The 26100-nt window shown below is 67.6% G+C and carries 26 protein-coding genes; 11 read left to right on the top strand and 15 right to left on the bottom strand.

Annotated features, from left to right (window positions below; translation table 11 throughout):
• Nucleotides 1–29 precede the first annotated feature (29 nt).
• Together rplI and L0966_RS22200 are read left to right on the top strand one after the other, a co-directional pair.
• Nucleotides 30–614: a 50S ribosomal protein L9 gene (gene rplI, locus L0966_RS06105; protein WP_234050979.1), complete on the top strand. Its 585-nt coding sequence runs from the start codon at nt 30–32 to the stop codon at nt 612–614.
• A gap of 224 nt (nt 615–838) precedes the next feature.
• Nucleotides 839–970, top strand: coding sequence for a hypothetical protein (locus L0966_RS22200; RefSeq protein WP_255683971.1), 132 nt, complete (start codon nt 839–841; stop codon nt 968–970).
• A 214-nt stretch (nt 971–1184) separates the two neighbouring features.
• On the opposite strand, the gene L0966_RS06100 is transcribed toward L0966_RS22200, so the two are convergent.
• The 4 genes from L0966_RS06100 to L0966_RS06085 form a co-directional block, all read right to left on the bottom strand.
• On the bottom strand, nt 1185–1724 hold the full coding sequence (locus L0966_RS06100; protein WP_234050978.1) for a hypothetical protein: 540 nt from the start codon (nt 1722–1724) through the stop codon (nt 1185–1187).
• 112 nt (nt 1725–1836) lie between these two features.
• Nucleotides 1837–4506, bottom strand: coding sequence for a pyruvate, phosphate dikinase (gene ppdK / locus L0966_RS06095; RefSeq protein ID WP_234050977.1), 2670 nt, complete (start codon nt 4504–4506; stop codon nt 1837–1839).
• A gap of 129 nt (nt 4507–4635) precedes the next feature.
• On the bottom strand, nt 4636–4776 hold the full coding sequence (locus L0966_RS06090) for a DUF3096 domain-containing protein (protein ID WP_234050976.1): 141 nt from the start codon (nt 4774–4776) through the stop codon (nt 4636–4638).
• A 246-nt stretch (nt 4777–5022) separates the two neighbouring features.
• On the bottom strand, nt 5023–5523 hold the full coding sequence (locus L0966_RS06085; protein WP_234050975.1) for a TIGR00645 family protein: 501 nt from the start codon (nt 5521–5523) through the stop codon (nt 5023–5025).
• A gap of 283 nt (nt 5524–5806) precedes the next feature.
• Here L0966_RS06085 and L0966_RS06080 point away from each other — a divergent pair, with 283 nt between their 5' ends.
• The 3 genes from L0966_RS06080 (at nt 5807) to L0966_RS06070 (ending at nt 8650) form a co-directional block, all read left to right on the top strand.
• A complete protein-coding gene (locus tag L0966_RS06080; protein ID WP_234050974.1) occupies nt 5807–6763 on the top strand; it encodes a 2-hydroxyacid dehydrogenase in 957 nt (318 codons plus the stop codon).
• A 78-nt stretch (nt 6764–6841) separates the two neighbouring features.
• Complete coding sequence (locus L0966_RS06075; protein WP_234050973.1) at nt 6842–7594, top strand: AprI/Inh family metalloprotease inhibitor; 753 nt, start codon at nt 6842–6844, stop codon at nt 7592–7594.
• Nucleotides 7595–7804: 210 nt separating this feature from the next.
• Nucleotides 7805–8650 (top strand): TorF family putative porin, encoded by an 846-nt coding sequence (locus L0966_RS06070; RefSeq protein ID WP_234050972.1) that lies wholly within the window; start codon nt 7805–7807, stop codon nt 8648–8650.
• Between the two features lie 250 nt (nt 8651–8900).
• On the opposite strand, the gene radC is transcribed toward L0966_RS06070, so the two are convergent.
• From radC to L0966_RS06050, 4 genes are all read right to left on the bottom strand, one after another.
• A complete protein-coding gene (gene radC, locus L0966_RS06065; RefSeq protein ID WP_234050971.1) occupies nt 8901–9605 on the bottom strand; it encodes a DNA repair protein RadC in 705 nt (234 codons plus the stop codon).
• 124 nt (nt 9606–9729) lie between these two features.
• On the bottom strand, nt 9730–10557 hold the full coding sequence (gene map, locus L0966_RS06060; protein WP_234050970.1) for a type I methionyl aminopeptidase: 828 nt from the start codon (nt 10555–10557) through the stop codon (nt 9730–9732).
• A gap of 115 nt (nt 10558–10672) precedes the next feature.
• Nucleotides 10673–11386: a DNA/RNA nuclease SfsA gene (sfsA, locus tag L0966_RS06055; protein WP_234050969.1), complete on the bottom strand. Its 714-nt coding sequence runs from the start codon at nt 11384–11386 to the stop codon at nt 10673–10675.
• Nucleotides 11387–11635: 249 nt separating this feature from the next.
• Nucleotides 11636–12556, bottom strand: a complete 921-nt coding sequence (locus L0966_RS06050; protein WP_234050968.1) for a diacylglycerol kinase family protein — start codon at nt 12554–12556, stop codon at nt 11636–11638.
• 117 nt (nt 12557–12673) lie between these two features.
• Between L0966_RS06050 and L0966_RS06045 the strand changes: the two genes are divergently transcribed.
• The 3 genes from L0966_RS06045 (at nt 12674) to L0966_RS06035 (ending at nt 16463) form a co-directional block, all read left to right on the top strand.
• Entirely contained in the window at nt 12674–13075 is a 402-nt protein-coding gene (locus L0966_RS06045; RefSeq protein ID WP_234050967.1) for a hypothetical protein, read from the top strand.
• Between the two features lie 221 nt (nt 13076–13296).
• On the top strand, nt 13297–14493 hold the full coding sequence (locus tag L0966_RS06040) for a diguanylate cyclase (protein WP_234050966.1): 1197 nt from the start codon (nt 13297–13299) through the stop codon (nt 14491–14493).
• A 221-nt stretch (nt 14494–14714) separates the two neighbouring features.
• Nucleotides 14715–16463, top strand: a complete 1749-nt coding sequence (locus L0966_RS06035) for a formate--tetrahydrofolate ligase (protein WP_234050965.1) — start codon at nt 14715–14717, stop codon at nt 16461–16463.
• Between the two features lie 24 nt (nt 16464–16487).
• Here L0966_RS06035 and L0966_RS06030 read toward each other — a convergent pair whose 3' ends face one another.
• Nucleotides 16488–16898, bottom strand: a complete 411-nt coding sequence (locus L0966_RS06030) for a gamma-butyrobetaine hydroxylase-like domain-containing protein (protein ID WP_234050964.1) — start codon at nt 16896–16898, stop codon at nt 16488–16490.
• A 237-nt stretch (nt 16899–17135) separates the two neighbouring features.
• Between L0966_RS06030 and moaA the strand changes: the two genes are divergently transcribed.
• Entirely contained in the window at nt 17136–18164 is a 1029-nt protein-coding gene (gene moaA / locus L0966_RS06025; RefSeq protein WP_234051295.1) for a GTP 3',8-cyclase MoaA, read from the top strand.
• A gap of 353 nt (nt 18165–18517) precedes the next feature.
• Nucleotides 18518–19513, top strand: coding sequence for a DMT family transporter (locus L0966_RS06020; protein WP_234050963.1), 996 nt, complete (start codon nt 18518–18520; stop codon nt 19511–19513).
• 482 nt (nt 19514–19995) lie between these two features.
• On the opposite strand, the gene L0966_RS06015 is transcribed toward L0966_RS06020, so the two are convergent.
• From L0966_RS06015 to L0966_RS05990, 6 genes are all read right to left on the bottom strand, one after another.
• Nucleotides 19996–20184, bottom strand: coding sequence for a hypothetical protein (locus L0966_RS06015; protein WP_234050962.1), 189 nt, complete (start codon nt 20182–20184; stop codon nt 19996–19998).
• Nucleotides 20185–20368: 184 nt separating this feature from the next.
• A complete protein-coding gene (cysW, locus tag L0966_RS06010; protein ID WP_234050961.1) occupies nt 20369–21289 on the bottom strand; it encodes a sulfate ABC transporter permease subunit CysW in 921 nt (306 codons plus the stop codon).
• 127 nt (nt 21290–21416) lie between these two features.
• Nucleotides 21417–22181 carry a phosphoadenylyl-sulfate reductase gene (locus L0966_RS06005; protein WP_234050960.1) on the bottom strand — a complete coding sequence of 255 codons (765 nt, stop codon included), beginning with the start codon at nt 22179–22181 and terminating at the stop codon, nt 21417–21419.
• Complete coding sequence (locus tag L0966_RS06000; RefSeq protein WP_234050959.1) at nt 22178–22681, bottom strand: DUF934 domain-containing protein; 504 nt, start codon at nt 22679–22681, stop codon at nt 22178–22180. Before L0966_RS06000 ends, L0966_RS06005 begins: the two co-directional genes overlap by 4 nt.
• Entirely contained in the window at nt 22668–24320 is a 1653-nt protein-coding gene (locus L0966_RS05995; RefSeq protein WP_234050958.1) for a nitrite/sulfite reductase, read from the bottom strand. Before L0966_RS05995 ends, L0966_RS06000 begins: the two co-directional genes overlap by 14 nt.
• A gap of 16 nt (nt 24321–24336) precedes the next feature.
• Nucleotides 24337–24663: a DUF2849 domain-containing protein gene (locus L0966_RS05990; protein ID WP_234050957.1), complete on the bottom strand. Its 327-nt coding sequence runs from the start codon at nt 24661–24663 to the stop codon at nt 24337–24339.
• Between the two features lie 236 nt (nt 24664–24899).
• Between L0966_RS05990 and L0966_RS05985 the strand changes: the two genes are divergently transcribed.
• The gene (locus tag L0966_RS05985; RefSeq protein WP_234050956.1) at nt 24900–25703 is read left to right on the top strand and encodes an enoyl-CoA hydratase/isomerase family protein; all 804 of its coding nucleotides are present in this window, start codon (nt 24900–24902) and stop codon (nt 25701–25703) included.
• Nucleotides 25704–26100 lie beyond the last annotated feature (397 nt).

Below are 26100 nucleotides of genomic sequence, written 5' to 3'. Positions count from 1 at the left end.
CGGACACATGAACATTCCAGGAGATACAAATGGACGTCATTCTTCTTGAGCGCGTTGCCAAGCTCGGCCAGATGGGCGAAGTGGTGAAGGTGCGCGACGGTTTCGGCCGCAACTACCTGCTGCCCAATGGCAAGGCCCTGCGTGCCACCAAGGCCAACCGCGAGCGCTTCGAGCACATGAAGGTGGAGCTCGAGGCCCGGAACCTGGAGCGTCGCAAGGACGCCGAGGTGGTGGCCGAGAAGCTCAACGGCCAGATCATCGTCACCATCCGGCAGGCCGGTGAGAGCGGTCAGCTCTACGGTTCGGTCTCCACCCGTGACATCGCCGAAGGCCTGGTGGCCGCCGGCTTCACGCTGGACCGCCACCAGATCGTGCTGAACCACCCCATCAAGACCCTCGGCCTGCATCCGGTGCCGGTGACCCTGCACCCGGAAGTCGAGGTCACCGTGACCGTGAACGTCGCCCGCAACGCCGACGAGGCCGAGCGTCAGGCCCGTGGCGAGGACGTGCGCACGGCCCGTGACGAGGACGCCGAGATCGAGGCCGAGCTGGCCGTGGCCCGCGCCGAGGTGGCTGCGGAAGTGGCGGCCGAGGAAGGCGTCGTCGAGGAGTGAGCCCCGGGCTCGCGGCCGGCGGCTCCCACGGGGCCGCCGCTGCTGCGACCGGAGCGCGAGCGTGCCATTCCTGCAACAGGGCGGCACGCTTGTGCGCTGCGGCGGTGATTTCTGTGCGGCGTTTATCGTCCGTTTGTCTTTGTGGCGCTAGAACACATTCCGCGCCGGGATTCGTCGACAGGAGCCGAGAGCTCGGGCGCGACGTTCTGGGTCGGGGTGAAGAAATGTTCAAGCGAATTGCCGTGTTTGCCGCTCTGGTGCTCGGCTATGCGCTCACTGGCATGGCGCTGAATGCAAGCCAGACGAGCGACGTTGGCGCGCCGGCGGCGATGGCGGGTGCGAGCGAGGCCGAGTGAAGGCGTCTGTTCCTTCGGAACGCGTTCTTCCGCAATGTGAAGCGGTTCATTCGCCCGCCGGGCTTCTCGGCGGGCGAATTTTTTTTGTCCGGACGCGGCGCGCTCGTCGACTGAGGCGTGCGGCGCGGTAGCCCGCCTCTGGCCCCGCTCCGCATCACGGAACAGTCTCAGATTAGGCGGAAATGGTTAATGAAAGGGTAGCGCCGGGCGCGGCTCAGCTCGACCAGTCGCAGCTGATGCGGCCCGGTTCGCCGGGGGGGATCTCGGCCGAATAGCCGTCGCCGCGGAAGCCTGCATCCTGGCCGGCCTCGTCTCCGCGCTCGATGGAATCGCCGAACACCACGGCCACGTCTGAATGGCTGGCGGCGAAGGTGATGAGCAGGGCCTTAATGCCGTTGCGGTTGCCGAAGGTGAACTGCATGTTGCTCACCGGTAGCCCGCCGAAGGTCCCGTCCACCGGCACCACGACCTGGGTATATTCCCCGTAATTGTGCGTGCTCGGCGGGCCGAAGGCGCTCTCCAGGTCCGGCGGCACCGTGAGCATGACATCGGTGCGGTCGGCGGAGTATCCGCGCGGATTGCCGGGCCGGTTGCCATAGCGCTCCAGCATGGAGATGGCGAACACCGCGAACGGGCTCCCTTTCTTGGGGAACGCGCATTCATCGAGGCCAGTCAGGAAATTGTCCAGCTCGACCGCGCGGCCGGGCGCCGCCGATATGAAAAAGGCAGCGCCGGCGAGAGCCAGCACTGCCATCTGACGAAACGTACGCGTCGCTATCGTGGTTCCTCCGCACCGCCGATGTTACGGCTGAAACATCGGCGGGCGAATGAGGCGCAGGATCGCACGGGGCCGTGCGACGGGTGGTTCAGCCCTTCTTGTGGGCGAGGGCGGCCTGGGCCGCCGCGAGACGGGCGATCGGAACGCGGAACGGCGAGCAGGACACATAGTCGAGCCCGATGCTGTCGCAGAACTTCACCGAGGCCGGGTCGCCGCCATGCTCGCCGCAGATGCCGAGCTTGAGGTTGGACCGGGTGGCCCGGCCGCGCTCGGCGCCCAGCTTCACCAGCTGGCCCACGCCTTCCACGTCGATGGAGACGAACGGGTCGGTCTCCACAATGCCCTTCTGCACGTAGGTGCCGAGGAAGGTGCCGGCGTCGTCGCGGGACACGCCGAACGTGGTCTGGGTGAGGTCGTTGGTGCCGAACGAGAAGAATTCGGCACTCTCGGCGATCTTGTCGGCCTGCAGCGCGGCGCGCGGCAGCTCGATCATGGTGCCCACCTGGAAGGTGAGCTTGGCGCCGGTCTCAGCCTCCACATCGGCCGCGGCCTTGCGGATCACGGCGCCGACGATGTCCAGCTCCGCCTTGGTGGCGATGAGCGGCACCATGATCTCGGGCACGATGGCCTCGCCCGTCTTCTTGGCGGCGATCACGGCCGCTTCGAAGATGGCGCGGGCCTGCATTTCCGCGATCTCGGGGAAGGCGATGGCGATGCGGCAGCCGCGGAACCCGAGCATCGGGTTCATTTCGTGCAGCTCCTTATTGCGCCGCTCAATGCGCTCCACCGCAACGCCCAGGCTCTTGGCCACTTCCAGGGTTTCCGCCTCGGTATGGGGCAGGAACTCGTGCAGCGGCGGATCGAGCAGGCGGATGGTGACCGGCAGGCCCTTCATGATCTCGAACAGCTCGACGAAGTCATCACGCTGCATGGGCAGCAACTTCGCCAAAGCGGCGCGGCGGCCGGCCTCGTCGTCGGCCAGGATCATCTCGCGCACGGCGAGGATGCGGCCGGCATCGAAGAACATGTGCTCGGTGCGGCACAGGCCGATGCCCTCGGCGCCGAACGAGCGGGCCATGCGGGCGTCGGAGGGGGTTTCGGCGTTGGCGCGCACCTTCAGGCGGCGCACCTTGTCGGCCCAGCCCATGAGGGTGACAAACTCGCCCGAAAGCTCCGGCTGCTGCATGGGCACTTCGCCCTTCAGCACCTGGCCGGTGCCGCCGTCGATGGTGATGAAGTCGCCCTTCTTGAAGGTCTCGCCCCCCACCGTCATGGTCTGCGCGCCATAGTCGATGCGCAGGGCGCCGGCGCCGGAGACGCAGGGCTTGCCCATGCCGCGGGCCACCACCGCCGCGTGGGAGGTCATGCCGCCACGGGAAGTGAGGATGCCCTCGGCGGCATGCATGCCGTTGATGTCCTCAGGGGAGGTCTCGGCGCGCACGAGGATGATCTTGCGGCCCTTTTCCTTCCACTGCTCGGCCTCGTCGGCCGAGAACACGATGGCGCCAGCGGCGGCGCCGGGGGAGGCCGGCAGGCCGGTGGTCAGCACCGTGCGGGGGGCCTTGGGGTCGATGGCGGGATGAAGCAGCTGGTCCAGCGAGCCGGGCTCGACGCGGCCCACCGCTTCTTCCTGGGAGATGAGGCCCTCATTGGCCAGCTCCACGGCGATGCGCAAAGCGGCCTTGCCGGTGCGCTTGCCGGAGCGGGTCTGCAGCATCCACAGCTTGCCCTTTTCCACCGTGAATTCCATGTCCTGCATGTCACGGTAGTGGTTTTCAAGGATGTGCGAGATGCGCTCGAATTCCTTGAAGGCGTCCGGCAGGGCGCTTTCCATGGAGGGCTTGTCGGAGCCGGCGGCGATGCGGGCGCGCTCGGTGAGGTCCTGCGGGGTGCGGATGCCCGCCACCACGTCCTCGCCCTGGGCGTTCACCAGGAACTCGCCATAAAGCGCGTTCTCGCCGGTGGACGGGTTGCGGGTGAAGGCGACGCCGGTGGCCGAGGTCTCGCCCATGTTGCCGAACACCATGGACTGCACGTTCACAGCCGTGCCCCAGCTCTCCGGAATGGAGTGCAGGCGGCGATAGGTGATGGCGCGATTGTTCATCCACGAGCCGAACACGGCACCGATGGCGCCCCAGAGCTGCTCGTGGGGATCCTGCGGGAAGGGCTTGCCCAGCTCGGCCTGGTACTTGGCCTTGTACTTGGTGATGAGGAAGGCCCAGTCGTCCGCCGAAAGCTCGGTGTCGAGGGTGAAGCCCTTCTCGGCCTTGTAGTGCTCGAGAATCTCTTCGTAGTGGTGGTGCGCGACGCCCATCACCACGTCGGAATACATGGTGATGAAGCGGCGGTAGCTGTCATAGGCGAAGCGCCGGTCGCCGGCGAGCTTGGCCACGGCTTCCACAGTCTCGTCATTGAGGCCGAGATTGAGCACCGTGTCCATCATGCCGGGCATGGAGGCACGGGCGCCCGAGCGCACCGAGACCAGGAGCGGATTGGCGGCGTCGCCGAACGACTTGCCGGTGAGCTCACCCACCTGGGCCAGCGCCTTTTCCACATCGCCCTTCAGCTCGGCCGGGTAGGTCTCGCCGTGGGCGTAGTAATAGGTGCACACTTCCGTGGTGATGGTGAAGCCGGGCGGGACGGGCAGGCCGAGGTTGGACATCTCGGCGAGGTTGGCGCCCTTGCCACCGAGCAGGTTCTTCATGTCGGCTTTGCCCTCGGCCTTGCCGTCGCCGAAGGTGTAGACCCATTTCGTCATCTAAGAGATCCCTTGTGGAGGGGCGCGGGACTTGCTGGATGGGCGGATGCTTTAGCTCGCAGTGCAACAGGCATCAACCGCACCGGCAGGTTCTAGGGCGCTCCTTTCGTCGTTATTTGGGCGAAATCCTTATTGGCCCAGCAAACCCGTGAGCCCGACGAGGATCAGGTAGAGCGCCACCAGCACATTGAGAAGGCGGGGAAAAACAAGGATCAGCACGCCTGCGATCAACGCCACCGCCGGCTGAATGATGACCATGTTGAAATGCATTGTGAACGCTCCACCCCCGGGCGCGCAACGTTCTGCACCCTCACGCAGGATTTCTCAAGGTGAGATGCGATGCCGGCTCGCTAGATTTTCGCTCCACGGCGGGCTTGGCCCGGCCTTGGCGCCGACGGGAAGCCCGTTGCATTGCAAAAGGCCCTGTTCTGCTGAAGATGAAGGCGTGCCTATTTCTTCAGCCCGGTGTGGAGGCGGCCTCCGCGGACGCCGCTCTCCCCTGCCGCATGATGGTTCTCAGTGCTTGTTGCCGGAGAGCTTGTCCGACCAGGCGAGCAGCAGGCTCGACCCCACGAACACCACATGGATGATGACGAGCCAGGTCAGCGTGTCCTGGCTGTAGCCCTTGGGAAGGTCCATGAAGGCTTTCAGGAGCTGGATGGCCGAGATGGCGACGATGGAGGCCAGCAGCTTCTGCTTGAGGCCGGTGAAGTCCACGCGCGTCATCCATTCCGGCCAGTCGGGATGGCCGGCCGGGTCGATCTTCGACACGAAATTCTCGTATCCCGAGAAGATGACGATGAGCACCAGATTGCCGGTCAGCGTCAGGTCCACCAGCGCCAGGATGCCGAGAATGGTGTCACTCTCGCTGGCGCCCAGGGCGTGGGTGACGAAATGCACCACCTCCGACCCGAACTTGAACAGCAGCACGAACAGCGCGACCACCAGCCCCAGATAGAATGGCGCCATGATCCAGCGGCTGCGGAACAGAATCGATTCGATCAGCCGCTCGATCATCCCCACCTCCTGCCTCAATAAGAATTGTTGCTTACAAAAGCGTCTGTGCAACGCCTAACCGGTGCCATGGCCCGGGCGCTGCGGCAAGCGGGCAAAGCTTCGCAGGGGAAGTCGCGCGGCGCTTGAGGGCGGCCGACGGCGGTCTTAAACAGGTTCGCGCCGTCGCCGGCGCGCTGTTGCGCGACGCGGACACCGCTCCGCGCGCGGACGCCGCGTCAGCTCAATAAGGTTCGGCATGACCCCGATTCCGTGGAACGGGGCCTGATCCAGGGAGACCGCCGCCATGACCACGCCTGCTCGCCCGACCCTCCTGCTCACCGGGCCGGTCATGGAACAGGTGGTGGAGCCGCAGCTGGCGGGGCACTTCACGTTGCGTCCGCTCGCGGAGCTCGATTCGCTCGATCCGGCGTCGGTGCGCGCCATCGCCACCCGGGGCGCCGCGCGGGTGGACGGGGCGCTGATGGATCGCCTGCCGGCGCTGGAGATCATCGCCAATTTCGGCGTCGGCTATGACACGGTGGATGCGGCGGCCGCAGCCGCCCGCGACATCGTCGTGACCCATACGCCGGACGTCCTGGACGAGGAGGTGGCGGACCTCACCCTTGGCCTGCTGCTGGCCACGGTGCGCTGCCTGCCCCAGGCGGATCGCTTCGTGCGCGCGGGCGAGTGGGTGAAGGGGGCGTTTCCCCTCACCGCAACCTTGCGGGGGCGCATGGTGGGCATGCTCGGGATGGGACGCATCGGCCGCGCCATCGCCCGGCGCCTGGAGGCGTTCGGCGTCGGCGTCGTCTATCACAGCCGCCGGCCGGTGCCCGACCTCGCCTACACCCATTTCCCCGACCTCATGACCATGGCTGGCGCGGTCGACACGATGGTGGTGATCGTGCCGGGCGGCCCGGCCACCCGCCACATGGTGAATGCCGAGGTGCTCGCCGCGCTGGGCCCGCAGGGGGTGCTGGTGAACGTGGCGCGCGGCTCCGTGGTGGATGAGGCGGCGCTGCTGGCGGCGCTTCAGGCGCGAACCATCCTGGCGGCGGGGCTCGACGTGTTCGCCCATGAGCCCCATGTGCCCGAGGCGTTCTTCTCGCTCGATAATGTGGTGCTGCTGCCGCATGTGGGCTCGGCCACCGTCCATACGCGCACGGCCATGGGGCAGCTGGTGGTGGACAATCTGGTGTCGTGGTTCGAGGGCAGGGGGCCGCTCACTCCGGTGCCCGAGACGCCCTGGCCGCGTCGCTGACAGAGGGTGGGCCGCGCCATTGACGCGGCCCAAGCCGGGCGGACAATGCTCTCAATCGGGCGTGAGGGGAGATCTGCGATGCCGGTTCGGTCCATGGGCGCGGGTGCGCTGCTCGCCATGGTGTCGCTGTGGGCTTCGGGGGCGGCTTTCGCGCAGGCCCCGGGTGGCGGCGGAACGGTGGTCGCGGATGCGAAGATCGACGCCGCCGCGCGCCAGATGGCGGCCCGCCTTGCCGGACCGTTTCGCCTCACCAGTGCCGATGGCGAGCGCCGCTGCGACCTGACCCTGGCGCAGGAGCCCGCCGGTGCGGGGCTGGCGGTGCAGCTCGACCCGGCGGCCTGCACGGCCATCGCCTTCATTCCGCAGGTGACCGCATGGATCCCCGACGCTTCCGGGTCGATCCGCCTTTTGAATGCCCGGGGCGGGCTCGTGGCCGAGTTCACCGAGGCGACCGGCGGCAGCTTCGAGGCGCTGAGGGAGGGCGATGGCGTCTATTTCCTCGGTCCGCCCGCGGCTTCCGATGCGCTGCCGGCGACGGCAGAGGAGGTCATGGGGGAGTGGCTCCTGTCGCGCGAGCGCGGCGCCGCGCCGGTGTGCCGCTGGACCTTCGAGGAGACGCCCGCCGCCGAGGGGCGCTACCGGCTGCGGGTGGCGCCGGACTGCGACGAGATCCTGACCCGTTTCGGCGCTTCGACCTGGGAATTGTCCGGAGGCAACATCCTGGTCCGAGGTGTTGCCGCCGGGACAACGATTCGCTTCGCCCGGCAGGATGACGGTACCTGGGCGCGGGTCCCGGAGCGAAATCGGCCCCTTCTCATGACGCGTCCGTGACGGTTTTGGGGCATGCTGGGTTGCGGGTTTTCCTGTCAGGAAGATGCTTGAATTCCAGTTCGGCCCTAAGCGTTGCCGAATGGCAACACAGAAATCCAGCATTCATGCGGGTTTGCCTAAAATGGAAGCACGACATGCCTTTTTTTTCGTATTGGACTTCGCAGCAGAGTTGATTTTTATCTCCTTAAATCTCTGCTGGGGTACATACATATGAAAAAGATTGCACTGGTCGCCGCGTCCATGCTGTTCGCCGGAGCCGCCTCGGCGGCCGATCTGTCCTATCCGGTGAAGGCTGCGGCACCCGAGCCTGCGGCCCCGGCCTGGGACATCGCTTTCGGCACCAAGCTGACCACCGACTACGTGTTCCGCGGCATCACCCAGACCAATGGCAACGCTGCCGTTCAGGGCTATGCCGAGTTCCAGGCTCTCGACTGGTTCTATGCCGGCATCTGGGCTTCGAACGTCTCCTTCCTGTCCACCGGCTCGGCTGAGATCGACCTCTATGCCGGCCTGCGTCACTCCTGGGGTGGCCTGACCCTCGACGCCGGCTTCGTGTACTACGCGTATCCGGGTGGCTCGAACGGCCTGGCTTGGCCCGACGAGTGGAAGGACACGGACTACAACTACTGGGAAATCTACTTCAAGCCGACCTACGCGTTCAACGACATGATCACTGTCGGCGCGAACCTGTACTACGGCGACAGCTACGCCGGTTCGGGCGCCACCGAGACCTACCTGTCCGGTACTTTGAAGCTCGACTTCAGCAAGTACAGCCCGGTGCAGGATGTCGGCTTCTACGTGTCGGGTGAGCTCGGCTATCAGTGGCTCGGCACCACCACCGCCTATGTGGCGTGGAACAACCACACCATGCCCGACTACACCACCTGGAACGTCGGTCTCGGCTTCACCTACAAGGCCGCTACCCTCGACCTGCGTTACTATGACAGCGACCTGAGCGGCGATCAGTGCGCCCTCGTCAGCGGCGCGAGCAACGCCTGCGGCGATCGCTACGTGGCTTCGCTGTCCTTCGACACCGCCTTCAGCAAGCTGAAGTGATATCTTCCGTCATCTGACGGATGAGGGGCGTCGCGCACTCGCGCGGCGCCCTTTTTCTTTTGGGGCCCTGGCGTCTTGAGCTGATGCGCTTACTCCACGCGAGCCGGGGTCGATTTGGCACGCCGGGGCTGACTTGGCACATACGTGCGCTCACGCCGCTCGGGCCAAGCGAAGGCGCGGCGGGTCCGTTAGGGCGCCTCGAAGGCAAAAGGCGTTTGGGGGCGCAGCTGTCGCGGGTTTGGCGAAGGCGTCAGATCAGGCGCAGGCCCTTGAGGCTGGCGTGGCCATCCTTGCCGACGATGATGTGGTCGTGGACCTCGATGCCGAGCGGCTTTGCCACATCGATGATCTTGCGGGTCATGTCGATGTCTGCGCGCGAGGGCGTGGGGTCGCCCGAGGGGTGGTTGTGGCACAGGATCAGCGCCGAGGCGGAAACCTCCAGGGCGCGCTTCACCACCTCGCGCGGATAGACCGGGGCGTGGTCCACCGTGCCGGTCTGGAGCACCTCATCGGTGATGAGCTGGTTGCGCTTGTCCAGGAACAGAACCCGCACCTGCTCGCGCTCGGCATAGGCCATGGCGGTGCGGCAATAATCGATCACCGCGCTCCAGGAGGAGAGGGCGGGGCGGCGCTTCACCTGCCCCTTGGCCAGCCTTTGGGCGGCGGCTTCCGCCAGCTTCAGCTCGGTGATGATGGCGTCCTTCACGCCGGGCACCTGGGCCAGCAGCGAGGCGGGAGCGGTGATGACCTCGGCGAACGAGCCGAACCGTTCCACCAGGGCCTTGGCCAGGGGCTTCACGTCGCGCCGGGGGATGGCGCGGAACAGGATCAGCTCCAGGAGCTCGTAATCCGCGAGCGCCTGCGCGCCTGCCTCCCGGAAGCGGGCACGCAGGCGATCGCGATGGCCGTGGAAGTGCGGGGCCTCGCTCAGGCCACCGTCGGGCTCTTCCGCCATGGGTTCCTTCCCCGCCACTCCAGGCATGCGGATGCATCGAAACGATCCATCCCGATGGTGCGTGTTTCGCCGCAGCCAGGCTACGTCGCCGCGGGCCGCGTCCCCGCTTCGGGGCGCGCCGCCGTCACACGGTGGCGTAGGGGGGCTTGTGGTAGCCCTTGGGGCTGAGGGTGAAGATCTCGACGCCCGTCTCGGTCACGCCTACCGCATGCTCGAACTGGGCGGAGAGCGAGCGGTCGCGCGTGACGGCGGTCCAGCCGTCGGAGAGCACCTTCACATGCGGGCGGCCGAGATTGATCATGGGCTCGACGGTGAAGATCATGCCGGGCACCAGTTCCGGCCCGGTGCCACGCTGGCCCACATGCACGATGTTGGGCTCGTCATGGAACACGCGGCCTACGCCATGGCCGCAGAAGTCGCGCACCACGCTCATGTGCTGCGGCTCCACGAATTCCTGGATGGCGGCGCCGATGTCGCCCACATGGCCGCCGGGCTTGATGGCGGCGATGCCGCGCATCATGGATTCGTAGGTCACATCCAGCAGCCGCTCGGCCCGGCGGGGGATCTCGCCAATGGCGAACATGCGGCTCGAATCGCCGTACCAGCCGTCGAGAACGATGGTGACATCGACGTTCACGATGTCGCCTTCGCGCAGCGGCTTGGCATTGGGCATGCCGTGGCAGACCACATGGTTGATGGAGGTGCACACCGAATAGCGGTAGCCGCGATACATCAAAGTGGCGGAATAAGCGCCGTGGGAGACCGCGTACTCATAGACCAGGTCGTCCACGGCGGCGGTGGTCACGCCGGGGCCGATCATCTCGGCGATGGCATCGAGAATCTCGGCGGCGAGGCGACCGGCCTTGCGCATGCCCTCGAACCCTTCCGGGCCGTAGAGCTTGATGTGTCCGGTCTTTCTGAGCGGCGCGTCCGCCGCCTCCACATAGGTCATGGTCCTGCCTTATCGCTGGCCGGCGCCAGGGCGCGGCCGCGTCTGTCGTATCGGATATATCCCCCAAGATTTATGCCAACTTGCCGCCAAAGCAAGCGCTGTGCCTCCATGAAGGTCATCCGAGCATGGGAATTTCGCCCGCGACGGTGATGCCCTGAAGGGTGATGCGGCACAGCAGGGCAATGGCCTCCACGCCCTCGGCGCGGGCGGCATCGAAGGCGGCGCCATAGGCCGGGTCGAGGTCGCGGGCGAGCGCGATGGAGCGGGCCGAGCCGATCTGGCTGATATAGACCATCACCGCCCGCCGCCCTTCCCGCACCTGGGCGGCCAGCTCGTTGAGATGCTTGGAGCCGCGCGCGGTGACGCAATCGGGAAACTCGGCGGCGCCGGCGGCGCGCATCAGGTGCACGTTCTTCACTTCCACCAGGCAGGCCGGGCGGGCGTTGTGCTCCAGGAGGATGTCGATGCGGCTGTTGTGGCCGTATTTCACCTCCCGCCGCAGCCCGCCATAGCCACGCAGGCCATCCACCTGCCCGGCGGCGATGGCCTCGGCGACCAGGGCATTGGGGTGCATGGTGTTGACGCCCACGAGCTCCGGCCCGGCGCCGAAATCCGCCTCCACCAGCTCCCAGCTCAAAGGCAGCTTGCGGGCCGGATTGGCGGAGCGGGAGAGCCAGACCTGGCTGCCGGGCGCATCAAGGCCGGTCATGGCGCCGGAATTGGCCACGTGGACCGTGGTCTCGGTGCCGTCTTCCAGCGTGACATCGGCCAGAAAGCGCTTGTAGCGACGGATCAGGCGGGCGGGGATGAGCGGGGTCGGAAAATCCATCACGCCGCCGCCGGAACGGGAGTGGCGCGGGAGAGGGCGAGGGCGGAAGGCATGGGCACGGTGAGCTGAGGATGGGGACGCGAGCATATCCGCAGTCGCCGCGTGGAGCGATGATTTCGGGATCTTGTTCCAGCCGGAGGGGCCCAGCGCCGACGCGCTTCGCCTCTCATGGAAGCAGAGAAGCTGCTGATCCCTTTGTTTTAACGCGGCTCCCTCACGCGCGCCGGTGCCGCTTCGCCGGCTGGCGCTCTAGGTGATCTCCTCGTCGTGATGGCGCCATTGCGCGGCGCCGCGCGGAACCAGCAGCCGCAGGGCACCAGGGGCGATGGCATAACGCAGGGGCAGGCTTTCGCGGGTGGCCTCGCCATCGGTGGCGACCCAGGCGCGGCTGCGCCGGGCGTGGATGGTGAGGCGTGGGCTGGTGAAGCGATGGATGGCGGGATTGTCACGCCAGGCGCCCACCAGCACGTCCGCGCCCGCCTTCAGGCGCGCCAGGGTGCCGCGATCTTCCGCCACCAGCACTTCAAGCTCCCCGCCATCGAGCCTTGAACGGTGCAGGCCAGGCGCGTCGAAGGCGTTGACGGTGACAAGGGCGGCATAGGCCTCCACCGGATGGGAAACCCCAGAGATTTCCAGCTCCAGGGAAAAACGCCCGGCCCGGAAGGCTGCCTTCGCCAGGGCAATGAGCCAGCCCGCCACGCGCCCATGATGCTCGCGCGCCTGCTCGCGCGCCAGCGCCATCTGGCTGAAGAAGCCGACGCCGGAGACGCCATGGAAGGGCCGCCCATTGATGGTGCCGAGGTCGATCCGCATGGGGTGGGCGTCGGTGAGGGCGGCGAGCGCCCCGTCGAGGTCGCGGGGCAGACCGATATCGTGGGCAAGCAGGTTCATGGTGCCGAGCGGCAGGATGCCCAGCACGGTGTCGGTTCCAGCCAGCACGGAGGCGGCATAGGAGAGGGTGCCGTCGCCGGCGCCCACCACCACGATGTCATGGCCCGCCGCGGGCGCCTCGCGGATCTGGCGGCACATCTCCTCCCCGGTGGCCAGCACGACCTGAACGTCGAGATCGGCGCGGGTCAAGGCCGCTTCCACCTGCCGGCGCACGGGCTCGGCGCCGAGATCGAGCACCCGGCCGGCTTTGGCATTGAGTACCACCAGCATTCGCCGCATCGTAGGCTCCCCGGGCCGCTTCGCGCCGAAAAGGACTTTGCAGCGGGAATTCGCGCTGGATTCCCGCCTTGGTGTCCCCCATGTGGAGTGGCTCGCTTTCATCGCAAGGGATGCACCATGTCCAGCCCAATGACCGGAGCACGAAAAGCCTCCATCCTCCGCCTTCGGGCGGGCCTGCTGCTGCTGGTCGGCTTCGTGCTGCTGTGCGCCGCCGGCGGCAATTTCGTGGCGCGCCAGTTCGGGCTGGGCTGGGGCTGGGCGATTCTGATCGCCGTCGTCATCTGGGTGGGCGTGGGCATCGCGCTGGCGCGGCTCGATGCGCGCATCTATTTCGGCGTGGCCCTCGCGGTCACCCTGCTCCTGACCTACCTGGTCTATGATTTCTGCTCCTCCGCCCTCGATTGGCCGGGCGCGGTGTCGCTGGTGCTGGCTTTGTGCGCGACGGCGCTGTTGGCCTTCACCTTCTACGATTTCCGCCGGCTGAAGGACGAATTGCGGATCTGGCTCTACCGGCGCTGAGGCAGCGCCTTCCAGCGACCCGCGCGGCGGGGTGGACCGGGAGCCTTTTCTTCACCGGTGGGCCTCGGCTTCCTCCGTTTCCGGATGCAAAGCCACTGCACGCCGTAGCCGGATCGCGCTAACCTCCGCGCCGGTCGGGGCGGCGGGCAGTGCAGGCACAGTCGTTTCGGGCGGAAAGGACCGCAGCTCAAGCGGCGGCACATTGGGGTGTGGAGGAGAACATGGCCAGCGGCGGCCTTTATCTTTACACGGGGCCGATTGTCGCCTTCTTCTTTTCCGCGCTCTATTTTGGTGTCTGGACGCATAGGCGCGAGCGGCTCTACATCCTGGTGCTGTCGTTCGCCTTCCTTTGCTACGCGCTCGCGGCGCTGACGCAGATGCTGTTCATCCCGCGGGATCCGGGGCTGAATTCGGTCATCTCGACGGTCATCTACACGCTTTGCATCTCCCTTCTGGTGAAGGGGGTCAGCTTGCGCTTCCAGGAGCCTGGACAGGAGAAGCTGACGGTGGCGCTGGCCCTCGCGGTCGTCGCGCTGACCACCTATTTCTATTATGTGGACCGAAGCCTTCTGCTGCGCATCTACGTGCAGAACTTTGGCTATGGGTTCATGGTGACCTTGGCGGCCTTGCGCCTTCGCACCCGCAGGGGGCTTCTGGATCAATCCTTTTTCTGGGTGCTGCTGGTCTTCGGCCTGCATTTCTTCGTGCGCACCCTTCTCACCGCGCCCATCGCGGGGGATCTCGCCCGCTATGATGCCCTGATCGCCGCGGGGGCGGATCCGGTGGAGATGCGCAAGGGTTTCTCGTCCTCGCCGTTCTGGCAGGTGATGAACTTCAGCGTTTTCATCAGCGGCCTTCTCATCGCGCTCATGCTGTTCGTGGCGGTGGCGCTGGACGTGATCGAGGATTTCCGGCGCGAGAGCGGCTCCGATACACTCACCGGCCTGCTCAACCGGCGCGGATTCCACCTGGTGGCGACGCCGCTCTGGAACAATGCCGGCATGCGGCCGCTGAGCGTGGCCTATTGCGATCTCGACCACTTCAAATCCATCAACGATACCTTCGGCCACGCGGTGGGAGACCGGGTGCTGCGGCAGTTCTCGGACATCGTCTCCAGCGAGCTGCGACACTGGGACGTGGCCGCGCGGTTCGGCGGCGAGGAATTCGTCCTGCTGCTGCCGCGCGCCTCGGGCGAGGCGGCCCTTGCCATTGTCGAGCGGGTGCGCGGGGTCCTGCGCGCCACCCGCTTCGACGAGCTGAGCGATGGCCGCGCGGTTACCGCCAGCTTCGGTGTCGCCCAGGCCGGGCCCACGGAAACCCTGGCCGAGCTCATCCACCGCGCCGATCTCATGGTGTATGCCGCCAAGCGCGCCGGCCGCGACCGCTGCCTGCTCGACCAAAAGGTGCCGGTGGATTAGCCGCTGGCGCCTCGCTCCCGGAGGCGGCTCGGGAGACGCTGAAGGCGGATTTTCGCCACGGGGCGGCCGAAATGGGCGCCGGATGGGGTCCTCGAGCCCATCCGAATGTGCATTTCGCGCCTTCGGAGCGCGATTTCGGTGCCTGGAGGCGCCATCCCGCGTTGCGGGAGAAGCAAAGGGTGCATTAGGGTCGGCTCGCCCTGCCGCCCCGGAAACGACCGATGCACCAAAGAACCGCCCGCCCCATCGACCCGGCCTCGGATGCCGCCATCGCCGCGAGCGTGACGCCGCTGCCCATCGAGCAGGTGGCGGCGAAGCTCTCCATTCCGGCCGACGCCATCTTCCGTTACGGCCCGCACAAGGCGAAGCTTTCTCTCGATTTCATCGCCGATCTCGAGGCCGGCGCGGGGGCGGGATTCGACCGGGAGCAGCCGGCGGCAACGCCGGTGGGCGGGCACAAGGGCAAGCTCATCCTGGTCACGGCCATCAGCCCCACGCCGGCGGGGGAGGGCAAGACCACCACCACCATCGGCCTCGGTGACGCCCTCTCGCGGCTCGGCGCCAGCACCGCCGTGTGTCTGCGCGAGCCCTCCCTCGGCCCGGTGTTCGGCGCCAAGGGCGGCGCCACCGGCGGCGGGCGGGCGCAGATCATCCCCATGCAGGACATCAACCTGCACTTCAATGGCGACATCCACGCCATCTCCGCCGCCCACAATCTGCTCTCGGCGCTGATCGACAATCACATCTATTGGGGCAACAGCCTGGATCTCGACGCCCGGCGCATCGTCTGGCGGCGGGTGATGGACCTGAACGACCGCGCGCTCCGCTCCATCACCATCGGCCTCGGCGGCCCCGGCAACGGCTTCCCTCGCGAGGATGGGTTCGACATCACGGTGGCGAGCGAGGTGATGGCCATCTTCTGCCTGGCCGACAGCCTGGAGGACCTCGACGCCCGCCTCGCGCGCATGGTGGTGGGCCAGACGCGCGGCCGGCGCATGGTGAGCGCAGAAGAGCTGGGTGGCATCGGCTCCATGGTGGCGCTGCTGCGCGACGCCTTCCAGCCGAACCTGGTGCAGACCATGGAGGGCACGCCCGCTCTGGTGCATGGCGGCCCCTTCGCCAACATCGCCCATGGCTGCAATTCGGTGATGGCCACCCGGAGCGCCCTGGCCCTGGCCGATTATGTGGTGACCGAGGCGGGCTTCGGCGCCGATCTCGGGGCCGAGAAGTTCCTCGACATCAAGTGCCGGCAGGCGGGCCTTGCCCCCTCGGCGGCGGTGGTGGTGGCCACCATCCGGGCGCTGAAGATGCATGGCGGCGTGCCGGTGAAGGAGCTGGGCCCGGAGAATGTCGCGGCGGTGCTGGCCGGAACCGCCAATCTCAAGCGCCATGTGGAGAATCTCGGCAAGTTCGGGCTGCCCGTCGCGGTGGCGCTCAACCGCTTCACCACCGACACCCCGGCCGAGGTGGAGGCCGTGCGCGCGGCGCTCGCGGCCATGGGCGTCGAGGTGCATGTGTGCTCCCACTGGGCCGATGGCGGCGCCGGCGCCGAGGAGCTGGCCCGCGCGGTGAAGGCCCTGGCCGAGCGGCCGAGCAGCTTCCGCCTCCTTTACCCGGACGAGATGCCGCTGAAGGAGAAGATCGAGACCGTGGCGCGGGAGATCTATGCCGCCGGCCGGGTGGACTTCTCCACCGCCGCCACCAACCGCCTCAGGGAGTTCGAGGCGGCGGGTTTCGGCCGGCTGCCGGTGTGCATGGCGAAGACCCAATACTCCTTCTCCGCCGACCCCACCTTGCGCAACGCGCCGAGCGGGCACGCTCTGCCCATCCGCGACGTGCGCCTGTCGGCGGGCGCCGGCTTCGTGGTGGCCTATGCGGGCGACATCATGACCATGCCGGGCCTGCCGTCCCACCCGGCGTCGGAGCACATCTACGTGGCCCCCGACGGCTTCATCGCCGGCCTGTCCTGAGGTCGTCCGGCGCGGCCCGGACGGTCAGTCGCGCGAGAGCCCGCGGGCCTTGAGGGCGTCGACGTAGGCGGCCATCAGCGCCGTCTGGTCGCGGCCGTAGCGGTAGAGCAGGGCCCACGGATAGATGCCGGTGGAATGGCCATCGTCGAAGGTGATGCGGATGGCGTAATTGCCCGTCATCTCGATGCCGGTGATGCGCACGGCGCGCTTGGCCGCCACCGTGATCTTCTCATAGGGCGCATGGCCCTGCACCTCGGCCGAGGGGCTTTCCACCCGAAGCAGCTCGGCGGGAATGGAGAAGCGGGCGCCATCGTCGAAGGCGATGTCGAGCGCGCTTTTGTCGGCGGCAAGTCGGATCTCGCTGGGCCAGGCGGCCGGCACGGGCTGCGGGGCTGCGGCGAGGGGCGTTTCCTGCTGGGTGATCTGTTCGGTCATGACGCATGTTCCCTGTCTGGGCGGGATGTCCAACGGGCACGGCTTTGTGCGCCCGCATCCCTGTTCATGGCTCTGTTGCATACGATATAAGGAACGGGCGCCGAAGTCCGCGCGCTGCCGCAGGCGGCGACGGGCTCCCGTGAGATCGGCGAAAAGCCGGCGGTCGGGGTGCGTGGGGTGGATGGCCAGGAGAGAGGCGACGTGAGCGCGACGGTGAGTGCTGTGTCGAGAGACCTGATGGACCGGCCCGGCGTGGCGGCGGGCCGCGAGGCGGGGCCGCTGGTGGATACGTTCGGTCGCGCGGTGACCTATCTTCGGGTCTCGGTGACGGACCGATGCGATTTTCGCTGCGTCTATTGCATGTCCGAGCACATGACCTTCCTGCCCAAGCCGGACCTTCTCACCCTGGAGGAGCTGGACCGCCTGTGCAGCGCCTTCGTGCAGCGCGGTGTGCGGCGCCTGCGCCTCACCGGCGGCGAGCCCCTGGTGCGGCGGGACGTGATGACCCTGTTCCACAGCCTCTCGCGCCATCTGGAAACCGGCCGGCTCGACGAGCTGACGCTCACCACCAATGGGTCGCTGCTCGCGCGCTATGCGGGCGACCTGGCCGGTTGCGGCGTGCGGCGGGTGAACGTTTCCCTCGACACGCTCGATGCGGACACCTTCCGCGCCATCACCCGCTGGGGCGACCTTTCCCGCGTGCTGGACGGCATCGCGGCCGCCAAGGCGGCGGGCATCAAGGTGAAAATCAATGCGGTGGCCCTCAAGGGTGTGAACGAGCATGAGATCGCCCGCATCATGGAATGGGCCCACGGCGAGGGGCACGACCTCTCCCTCATCGAGGTGATGCCGCTGGGCGATACGGGCGAGGACCGGGTGGACCAGTATCTGCCCCTCGACACTGTGCGCGCCCGCCTTGAGGAGCGCTTCACCCTCACCGACATCGCCTATCGCACCGGCGGGCCCGCCCGCTATGTGGAGGTGAAGGAGACCGGGGGGCGGCTCGGCTTCATCACCCCGCTCACCCACAATTTCTGCGAGGGCTGCAACCGGGTGCGTGTCACCTGCACGGGCACCCTCTATATGTGCCTCGGCCAGGAGGATGCGGCGGACCTGCGGGCCCCGCTGCGCGCCTCGGCCTCGGACGAGGCCCTTAACACGGCCATCGACGCCGCCATCTTCCGCAAACCCAAGGGCCACGACTTCGTCATCGATCGCGCCCATGGCCCGGCGGTGCAGCGCCACATGAGCACCACGGGCGGTTAACCCTCCATTTGCCATTGCGGCGCAACGGTGGCGCCGCCATGCGTCCGGCGCAAGGCTGGCCGATAAGGGGCCAGAATTCCGCGCGCTGCGGTGCTGCGCCGATGGGCTAATACGACGCATAGAACGTATCCGAGCACCCCAGCCCATCCACCCCTCGCGCCGGCTCCCGCTGGCCCTGCGGGGGCCCGGAGGCTGCCTGTGGCGCCGGAGGCTCTGGCCTGAACGTGCCGGGCGCGCCCGCAGCTGTTGCCGTGGGTGCGGGGCCGTACCCTCAGCATCTCGGCGGGGGACGGGGGCCCGGGCGCGGAGACCCATGATTTGCGCGCAGCAGAAGGCCGCGTGAGAGGCGAGACATGACGAACGGGACGGGTGTCAGCACAGGCCCATCGGGCGCGCCGGGCAAATCCGGAGTGGCGAGCATGGCGGTGAAGGGCGTGATCGCCATGGCGCTGGCCATGGCCATGTTCATCACCAACGACACCTGCCTGAAGATGGCCGTGCGGGAAATCCCCCTGGGCGAGGCCATCTTCCTGCGAACCCTGCTTTCGGCCGCCATCATCCTGGCGCTGGTGGCCCGTGCCGGCGACCTGGCGGCGCTGCCCATGGTGCTGCGCCCGCGGGTGCTGGCGCGCGCGGGGCTCGATGCGCTCACCACCTTCATCTATGTGGCGGCGCTGGCGGTGATGCCAATCGCCTCATCCACCACCATCTATATGGTCGCCCCGCTGATGACGACGGCGCTGGCCGTGCCCATGCTGGGCGAAAAGGTGAGCTGGCGGAGCTGGTGCGCCATCATCATCGGCTTTTGCGGCGCGCTCATCGTCACCCGGCCGGATCCCGCCACCTTCTCCGCCGTGGCCCTGCTGCCGGCCCTCGCGGCCTTCTGCGGCGCGGCGCGCGATGTGATGACGCGGGGCATCGGCATGGAGATTCCGGGCTCGGTGGTGGGCGTGTCGTCCACCTTCGTGCTGATCGCCAGCGCCGGGGCGTTCGCGCTGTGGGAGCCGTGGCACGGCCTGTCCCTGCAGGCGGTGGGGCTGGTGCTGCTGGCGGGCGCGGCCTTCGCCGCCGGCACGCTGCTGCTGGTGTTCGCCTTCCGCCATGCGCCGGTCGCCTCGGTCTCGCCGCTGCGCTACCTGATGGTGTTCGGCGCGCTCGTCTCCGGCTTCCTGGTGTTCGGCGATCTGCCGGATGCGTGGACCAGCATCGGCATGGTGCTGGTGGTGGGAGCGGGGCTTTATGCCATCACGGCCGAGCATCGGCGCAGCGTGATGGCGCGCCGCGCCGCTTCCGGTTGCGGCAACGCCACCCTGGGCGCGGCAGTCGCCTGCGCTCCCTCCAAGGACTGAGGCCGGAGGGCCACCGGCCTGACGCGCACAAGGCTGGCGCTCCTGCGCGAGCGTCATGGGCGTGAGCGCCGCGAGCCAGATGTGCCGCCGCGCCGGGCCGCCCAGGCTCCGGTCACGGCTAAGGCTCCGATCGCGGCTAAGGCTCCGGTCACGGCTAAGGCTCCGATCGCGGCCCAGCCTCCGATCGCGGCCGAGCCTCCGATCGCGGCCGAGCTCAGGTCACGGCCAAGCTCTGGTCACGGCGACGAGTCAAATCAAGGCCAAGCGTCAATCAAGGCCAAGCGTCAATCAAGGCCAAGCGTCAATCAAGGCCAAGGCTCCGATCGCGACCAAGGCACAAATCACGCCCAAGGCTCGGCAGGTCACGCGTCAGGCCAAGGGCTCAGCCTCCCCCGCGCGGCGCTTGAGCCAAGGCGGGCCGGGAGCCGAGCCGGGGCCGGGAGCGCCGAGCCTCTCGGCATATGCGCTCCGGTCGTGGGGACTCAGGGTTGGCGCGGGCGATAGTCTCCGGTCACGGGGTCGCGCACCAGGGGAATGGTCTTCAGCTCGCCGTCCTCGGCGGCCCGCTGCCGGTCCATGCGGTCGTTGACCTTGCGCGTCTCGGCGGCGATCACCTTGGCCAGCGCGGCGGCGCCGAGGGTTCCCAGAGCGACGATGATCCACGGGGGCACGGGCATTCTCCTCAGCACTGCGGCCGCAAGCCCCGGCACCCTGCCGGTGGCGCTCCGATCGCGGATGCGTTCCGGAGCCGGCGCACCTTTATAGCACCGCATCCAGCGCCGCATCGCCTCAAGGCCCACCGTGAAGCGCGCCGATGGCGAAATCACGATGCCGCGGCGGACCGGCAGGGGGGGATCAGCCCTCTTCCTGGGCCAGCCGGTGCTCCAGAATGGTCTTGGCCACCAGTGTCACCAAAGCGAGCAGGGCCAGCAGCGAGGCCACGGCGAACGAGGCCACGAACTGATACTCGTTATAGAGGATCTCGATGTGCAGCGGCATGGTGTTGGTCAGGCCGCGAATGTGGCCGGACACCACCGAAACCGCGCCGAATTCGCCCATCGCCCGCGCATTGCAGAGCAGAACGCCGTAGAGCAGTGCCCATTTCACATTGGGCAGGGTGACACGGAAGAAGGTGGACAGCCCCGATGCGCCGAGGGAAACGGCGGCTTCTTCCTCGGAGGTGCCTTGTTCCTGCATCAGCGGAATGAGCTCGCGCGCCACGAACGGGAAGGTGACGAACACGGTGGCCAGCACGATGCCGGGCAGGGCGAAGATGATCTTCACGTCCGCGGCCTCAAGCAGCGGCGCGAACAGGCCTTCGGCGCCGAACAGCAGCACGAACATGAGGCCCACCACCACCGGCGAGACCGAGAAGGGCAGGTCGATCAGCGAGATGATGACGCTCTTGCCGGGAAACTCGAACTTGGCAATGGCCCAGGAGGCCGCGAGGCCGAACACCAGATTGGCCGCAACCGAGATGGCCGCGACCTCCAGGGTAAGGCGGATGGCCGCCAGGGCATCGGGATCGGCCAGGGCTTCGAGATAGGCGGGAACGCCCCGCTTGAGCGCTTCCACGAACACCGCCACCAGCGGCAGGCCGATGAACAGGCCCAGGAAGGCCAGGGCCAGGGCGGTCAGCGCCACCCGCACCGCGCGCGGCTCCGTGTTCACCGGGCGGTAGCCGTGGTGGGCGCGCCCGTGGCTCTCCACCACGCCGGTGGGCAATCCCTCGCTGGCGCCGTGAACCGGGGGCGCGTCCTGCGCGGGAGTGCTCATGAAGTGCGTCCTTCGTGGTGGTCTGGGCGCGGTTCCATCGCGCGAAAAGGCCATCGTCCAGGCCATCATAGGCCGATTCCAGGGCGAGCGGGATGCGGCTTCGCGACAGGCGGCGCGCGCCCCGGGGTCAGATGCCCTCACCCAGGTGGATGCCGCATTCCGTCTTGGCACGGCCACGCCAGCGGCCGGCGCGCGGGTCTTCTCCCGGCTTCACCCGTGAGGTGCACGGCATGCAGCCGATGGACAGAAATCCGTGCTTTTCCAGCGGATGATGGGGCAGCTTATGCTGCTCCATATAGGCCAGGAGATCCTCGCGGGCCATGGTGGCCAGCGGGTTGAACTTCACCCGCGCGCCGTCGCCCTCCACCACCGGAATGGTGGAGCGGGTCTGCGCCTGGTAGCGCTTGCGGCCGTTGATCCAGGCCGAATAGGGCGAGAGGGCACGGGCCAGCGGCTCCACCTTGCGCAGGGCGCAGCAGGTGTCCGGGTCGTCCGCCCACAAGCCGTTGCCGGCATCGCGCGCGGCCAGGGCCGCCGGGTCGGGGGTGACGGTGAGGACCTGGGTCAACCCCAGCAGCTCGGTGAGCTGGTCCCGATAGGCCAGGGTTTCGGGAAACAGGTGGCCGGTGTCCAGGAACACCACGGCCGTCGCCGGATTCACCTGGGCGATGAGATGCAGCAGCACCACCGATTCCGTGCCGAAGGACGAGACCGCCGCGATGCGTCCGGGAAACAGGGCCAGCGCGATCTCAATGATCTTCTGGGGCTCGGTCCGGCGCAGGGCGGCGTCAAGGGCGAACACGTCGAGGGGCAGCGGCTGGGCCACCGCGATGGGCGGCGCGCCGGTGGTGCTCGCGGCCGCGCCGATGGCCGTGCTCGTCGTCGCGTTCATGCCAGTCGTCCCTTCGCCGCGCGGCGGGTCTCGGCGGCCGTGCGGCGGCCGTCGCCCGTGGGCTGGTAGAAGATGGAATAGCTGGTGAGCGCGCGGTGGACGGTGCCGGCATCGGCCGCCTTCTCCAGCTCGAAGGCGTCGAAGCCGGCCCGCGCCATCATCAGGAGCTGGTCGCGCAGAACGTTGCCGGTGGCGCGCAGCTCGCCGGTGAAGCCGTAGCGCTCGCGCAGCAGGCGCGCCTGGCTGAAGGCGCGGCCGTCGCGGAACTTCGGAAAGGCCAGTGCCACCAGCGCAAGGCGGGGCAGCAGCGGCTCCAGCTCGGCCACGTCGCGATTGTTGGGCCAGGCCACGCCAAGCGCGACATTGCGGGCGAAAAGGGCCTCCTTGTTCGCCAGCAGGCGCGCGGCGGAGACGATCGTCGGGCCGTCCGGCAAGGGGGCGTCGTCGGCGACGGCGGTGAAGGGATCGGCGATGATCGTCCCGGACTTAACGAGGGGCATAGGCGCGCTCCTTGAACGGTTCGATGCCCAGGCGCTCGACCGCGGCGATGAAGGTTTCCTGGGGCGATGTGCGCAGCTCCAGATAGGTCTCGACGAGCCGCTCCACCGCATCCACGATTTCGCTCTCCGGGATGGCCGGGCCGATCAGCTCGCCCAGGCGCGCCTTGGAATTGCCCTTGCCGCCCAGGGTGATCTGGAAGAACTCCTCGTCCTTCTTCTCCACCCCCAGAATGCCGATATGGCCGATATGGTGGTGGCCGCAGGCATTGATGCAGCCGGAGATGTTCACGTGCAGCCGGCCGATGTCGGCGATGCGCGCATCATCGGCAAAGCGCTCCGTGAGCTTCTGGGCAATGGGAATGGAGCGGGTGTTGGCCAGCGAGCAATAATCGAGGCCCGGGCAGGAGATGATGTCGGTCACCAGCCCCACATTGGGGGTGGCGACGCCGATGGCGTCGAGCGCCTTCCACAAAGCGGGCAGGTCCTTCTGCCGCACATGGGGGAAGACGAGGTTCTGCTCGTGGGCCACGCGGATCTCGCCATAGGCGTAGCGGTCGGCGAGGTCCGCGATCGCGTCCATCTGGTCGGCGGTGCAGTCGCCGGGCGGGCCGCCCACCGGCTTCAGGGAAAGGGTGACGATGGCATGCCCCGCGGCCTTGTGGGGTGCCACCGAGTTGGCGTGCCAGCGGGCGAAGGCCGGCTCCGCGAGGGCGGCCGTCAGCTCCGGGGGATGGTCCGCCAGGGGGGGCAGATCGGGGTTCACGAAGCGGTCGGCGATGGCGGAGATGGCGGTCTCGTCGAGCCGCAAGGCACCGTCGCGGATGGCCTGCCACTCGGCTTCCACCTTTTCGGCGAAGGCCTCCGGGCCCATTTCGTGCACCTGGATCTTCACCCGGGCCTTGTAGATATTGTCGCGCCGGCCGCCGAGATTGTAGGTGCGCAGGATCGCTTCCAGATAGGAAAGCAGGTCCTCTTTCGGCAGGAAGTCGCGGATGGTCTGGCCGATGAAGGGCGTGCGCCCCAGCCCGCCGCCCACCATCACCTCGAAGCCGGTGTGCCCGTCCCGCTGGCGCAGGCGCAGGCCCACGTCATGCACGCGGGTGGCGGCGCGATCATGCTTCGCCGCCGTGATGGCGATCTTGAACTTGCGCGGCAGGTAGGTGAATTCCGGGTGCAGGGTGGACCACTGGCGGATCACCTCCGCGTACAGGCGCGGGTCCTCGATCTCGTCGCGGGCGGCGCCGGCGAAGGCGTCGGTGGTGGTGTTGCGGATGCAGTTGCCCGAGGTCTGGATGCCGTGAATGCCCACTTCCGCCAGCTCCGCCATGGCGTCCGGCAGCTCGGCGAGCTTGATCCAGTTGAACTGGATGTTCTGGCGGGTGGTGAAGTGGCCATAGCCCCGGTCATAGCGCCGCGCCACGCGGGCGAGGGCCTTGAGCTGGGTTGAATTCAGCGTGCCATAGGGAATGCACACGCGCAGCATGTAAGCGTGCAATTGCAGATACACGCCGTTCATGAGGCGGAGCGGCTTGAACTCCTCCTCCGTCAGCGCGCCGGAGAGGCGCCGGGCCACCTGGTCGCGAAACTCGGCGACGCGCTCCTGGAGGAAGGTGCGGTCGAACGCGTCATGAACATACATGGGGATCAGGCTCTCTTCAGGCCGCGCGGGCGGGGGACGCGGCGGGCGTGATGGTGGGGCCGCCCACGCGGATGCGCTCGCGCAGGTTGACCGGAATGGCGTGACCCTCCGGGGTGAGGGCGACGCGGGCCGCATAGGCGCCCACCGCCGTGTTCTCATCGCTCTGCGCAATGGCGAGCAGGCGCTGCACCTCCTCGGCGGTGGTGGCCACCGTGGCCTCGCCGATGGAGAGGCTCCATCCACCGCCCGCCGTGAGCCACACCACCACGCCGTCGGCGAGGCGATTGGCGGTGATGGCGGTGGGGCCCGCAATCTTCAGCTTGCGTTGCAGCGGAGAGGTCATGTGTGCGGCCCTCGGAATTGAAAGTTGACAAAATCAGTGTGATTAACACGATTGTTGTCCGTGATTAGAAGCTAAAATATCGTCATATGATGTGCAATATGAAAAATCACACTAAAATACGATGTAAAATGCGGGACTGAAACCGTGCGCGGCTCCCCTTGCTCCGATGCGATGGCCCGTGCACGCTCCGCCGGCGGCGCCGCGTGTTCCGCCGAGAGGAAAGCCGAGGAGATCCCATGATGACCGCCGTTCCGCCTTCCCCGCCTGTTCTGCTCGACGTGGCCGAGGGCATCGCCCGCATCCGCTTCAACCGGCCGGAGGTGCTCAACGCCCTCGATGAGGCCAGCATTCTTGCCTGGAAGGCCGCGGTCGACCGGGTGGCGCAGGACGATACGGTGCGGGTGGTGGTGCTGTCGGGGGAGGGGCGGGCCTTTCTCGCCGGGGGCGATGTGGGCCGCTTCCATGCGGCGGGCGCTGACGCACCGCAGGTGGCCGCGGCCATCATCGATCCCTTCCATCAGGCGATGCTGACCCTGGCCGGCCTGTCGGCGCCGGTGATCGCGAGCGTGCAGGGGGCGGTGGCGGGGGCCGGCCTGTCGGTGGCCATTGCCGCGGACCTGGTGGTGGCGGCCGATGATGCCAAGTTCACCATGGCCTATACCCGCATCGGCACCACGCCCGACGGCTCGGGCACCTTCTCCCTGCCGCGCATCGTCGGGCTGCGCAAGGCGATGGAGCTTACCTTGCTGTCGGACCTGGTGGACGCGGCAGAGGCGCTGCGCCTCGGGCTGGTGAACAAGGTGGTGCCCGCCGCCGATCTCGCCCGCGAGACCGAGCTTCTGGCGCGCCGGCTCGCCGCCGGGCCCACGGCCGCCTATGGCCGCGTGAAGCACCTGCTGCGCTCCTCCTTCTCCCATACCCTGTCGGAACAGCTCCATGCCGAGCGCGAGGCGTTCATTGCCAGCACCGGCACGTTCGATTTCGCGGAGGGGGCCGCCGCCTTTGTCGGCAAGCGCCCGCCACGCTTCGAGGGGCACTGAGAGGCACATTCCATATCGCCGATAAACGTTGTGTATTGACGTCATCGTTAATGTCGATCATGTTCATAGAAAATAGGGATCTATGAACATGACGACGGCTCAGCGCCAGCTTCTCCGCGACAGCGTCTTCTTTGCCCTGTCCTATGGGGTGATCGTGATGGCCGTGCTGTTCGGCTGAGCCGACGGCATGGGGGCGCGAGTGAGTATCTTGCCGGCGACATGTGCCGGGTGCAGCGCGCGCGGCGTCGCGTGAAGGGGCTCCAAGCAGAGCCGCGTTCCCGGTCCCTGGAAGCGGGCCCATGCTCACCGGGGCTGGGCCGCACCGGACGCTCTCAGGCGCAGGTGATTTGAGGGGCGTCCGTGCGGGCGCGCCGGGATGGCACCGCGACGGCGCGCG

The sequence above is a fragment of the Xanthobacter sp. NM-59 genome, assembly GCF_021401125.1.
Lineage (GTDB): Bacteria > Pseudomonadota > Alphaproteobacteria > Rhizobiales > Xanthobacteraceae > Xanthobacter.
This window is presented reverse-complemented; position numbering and strand designations above follow the sequence as displayed.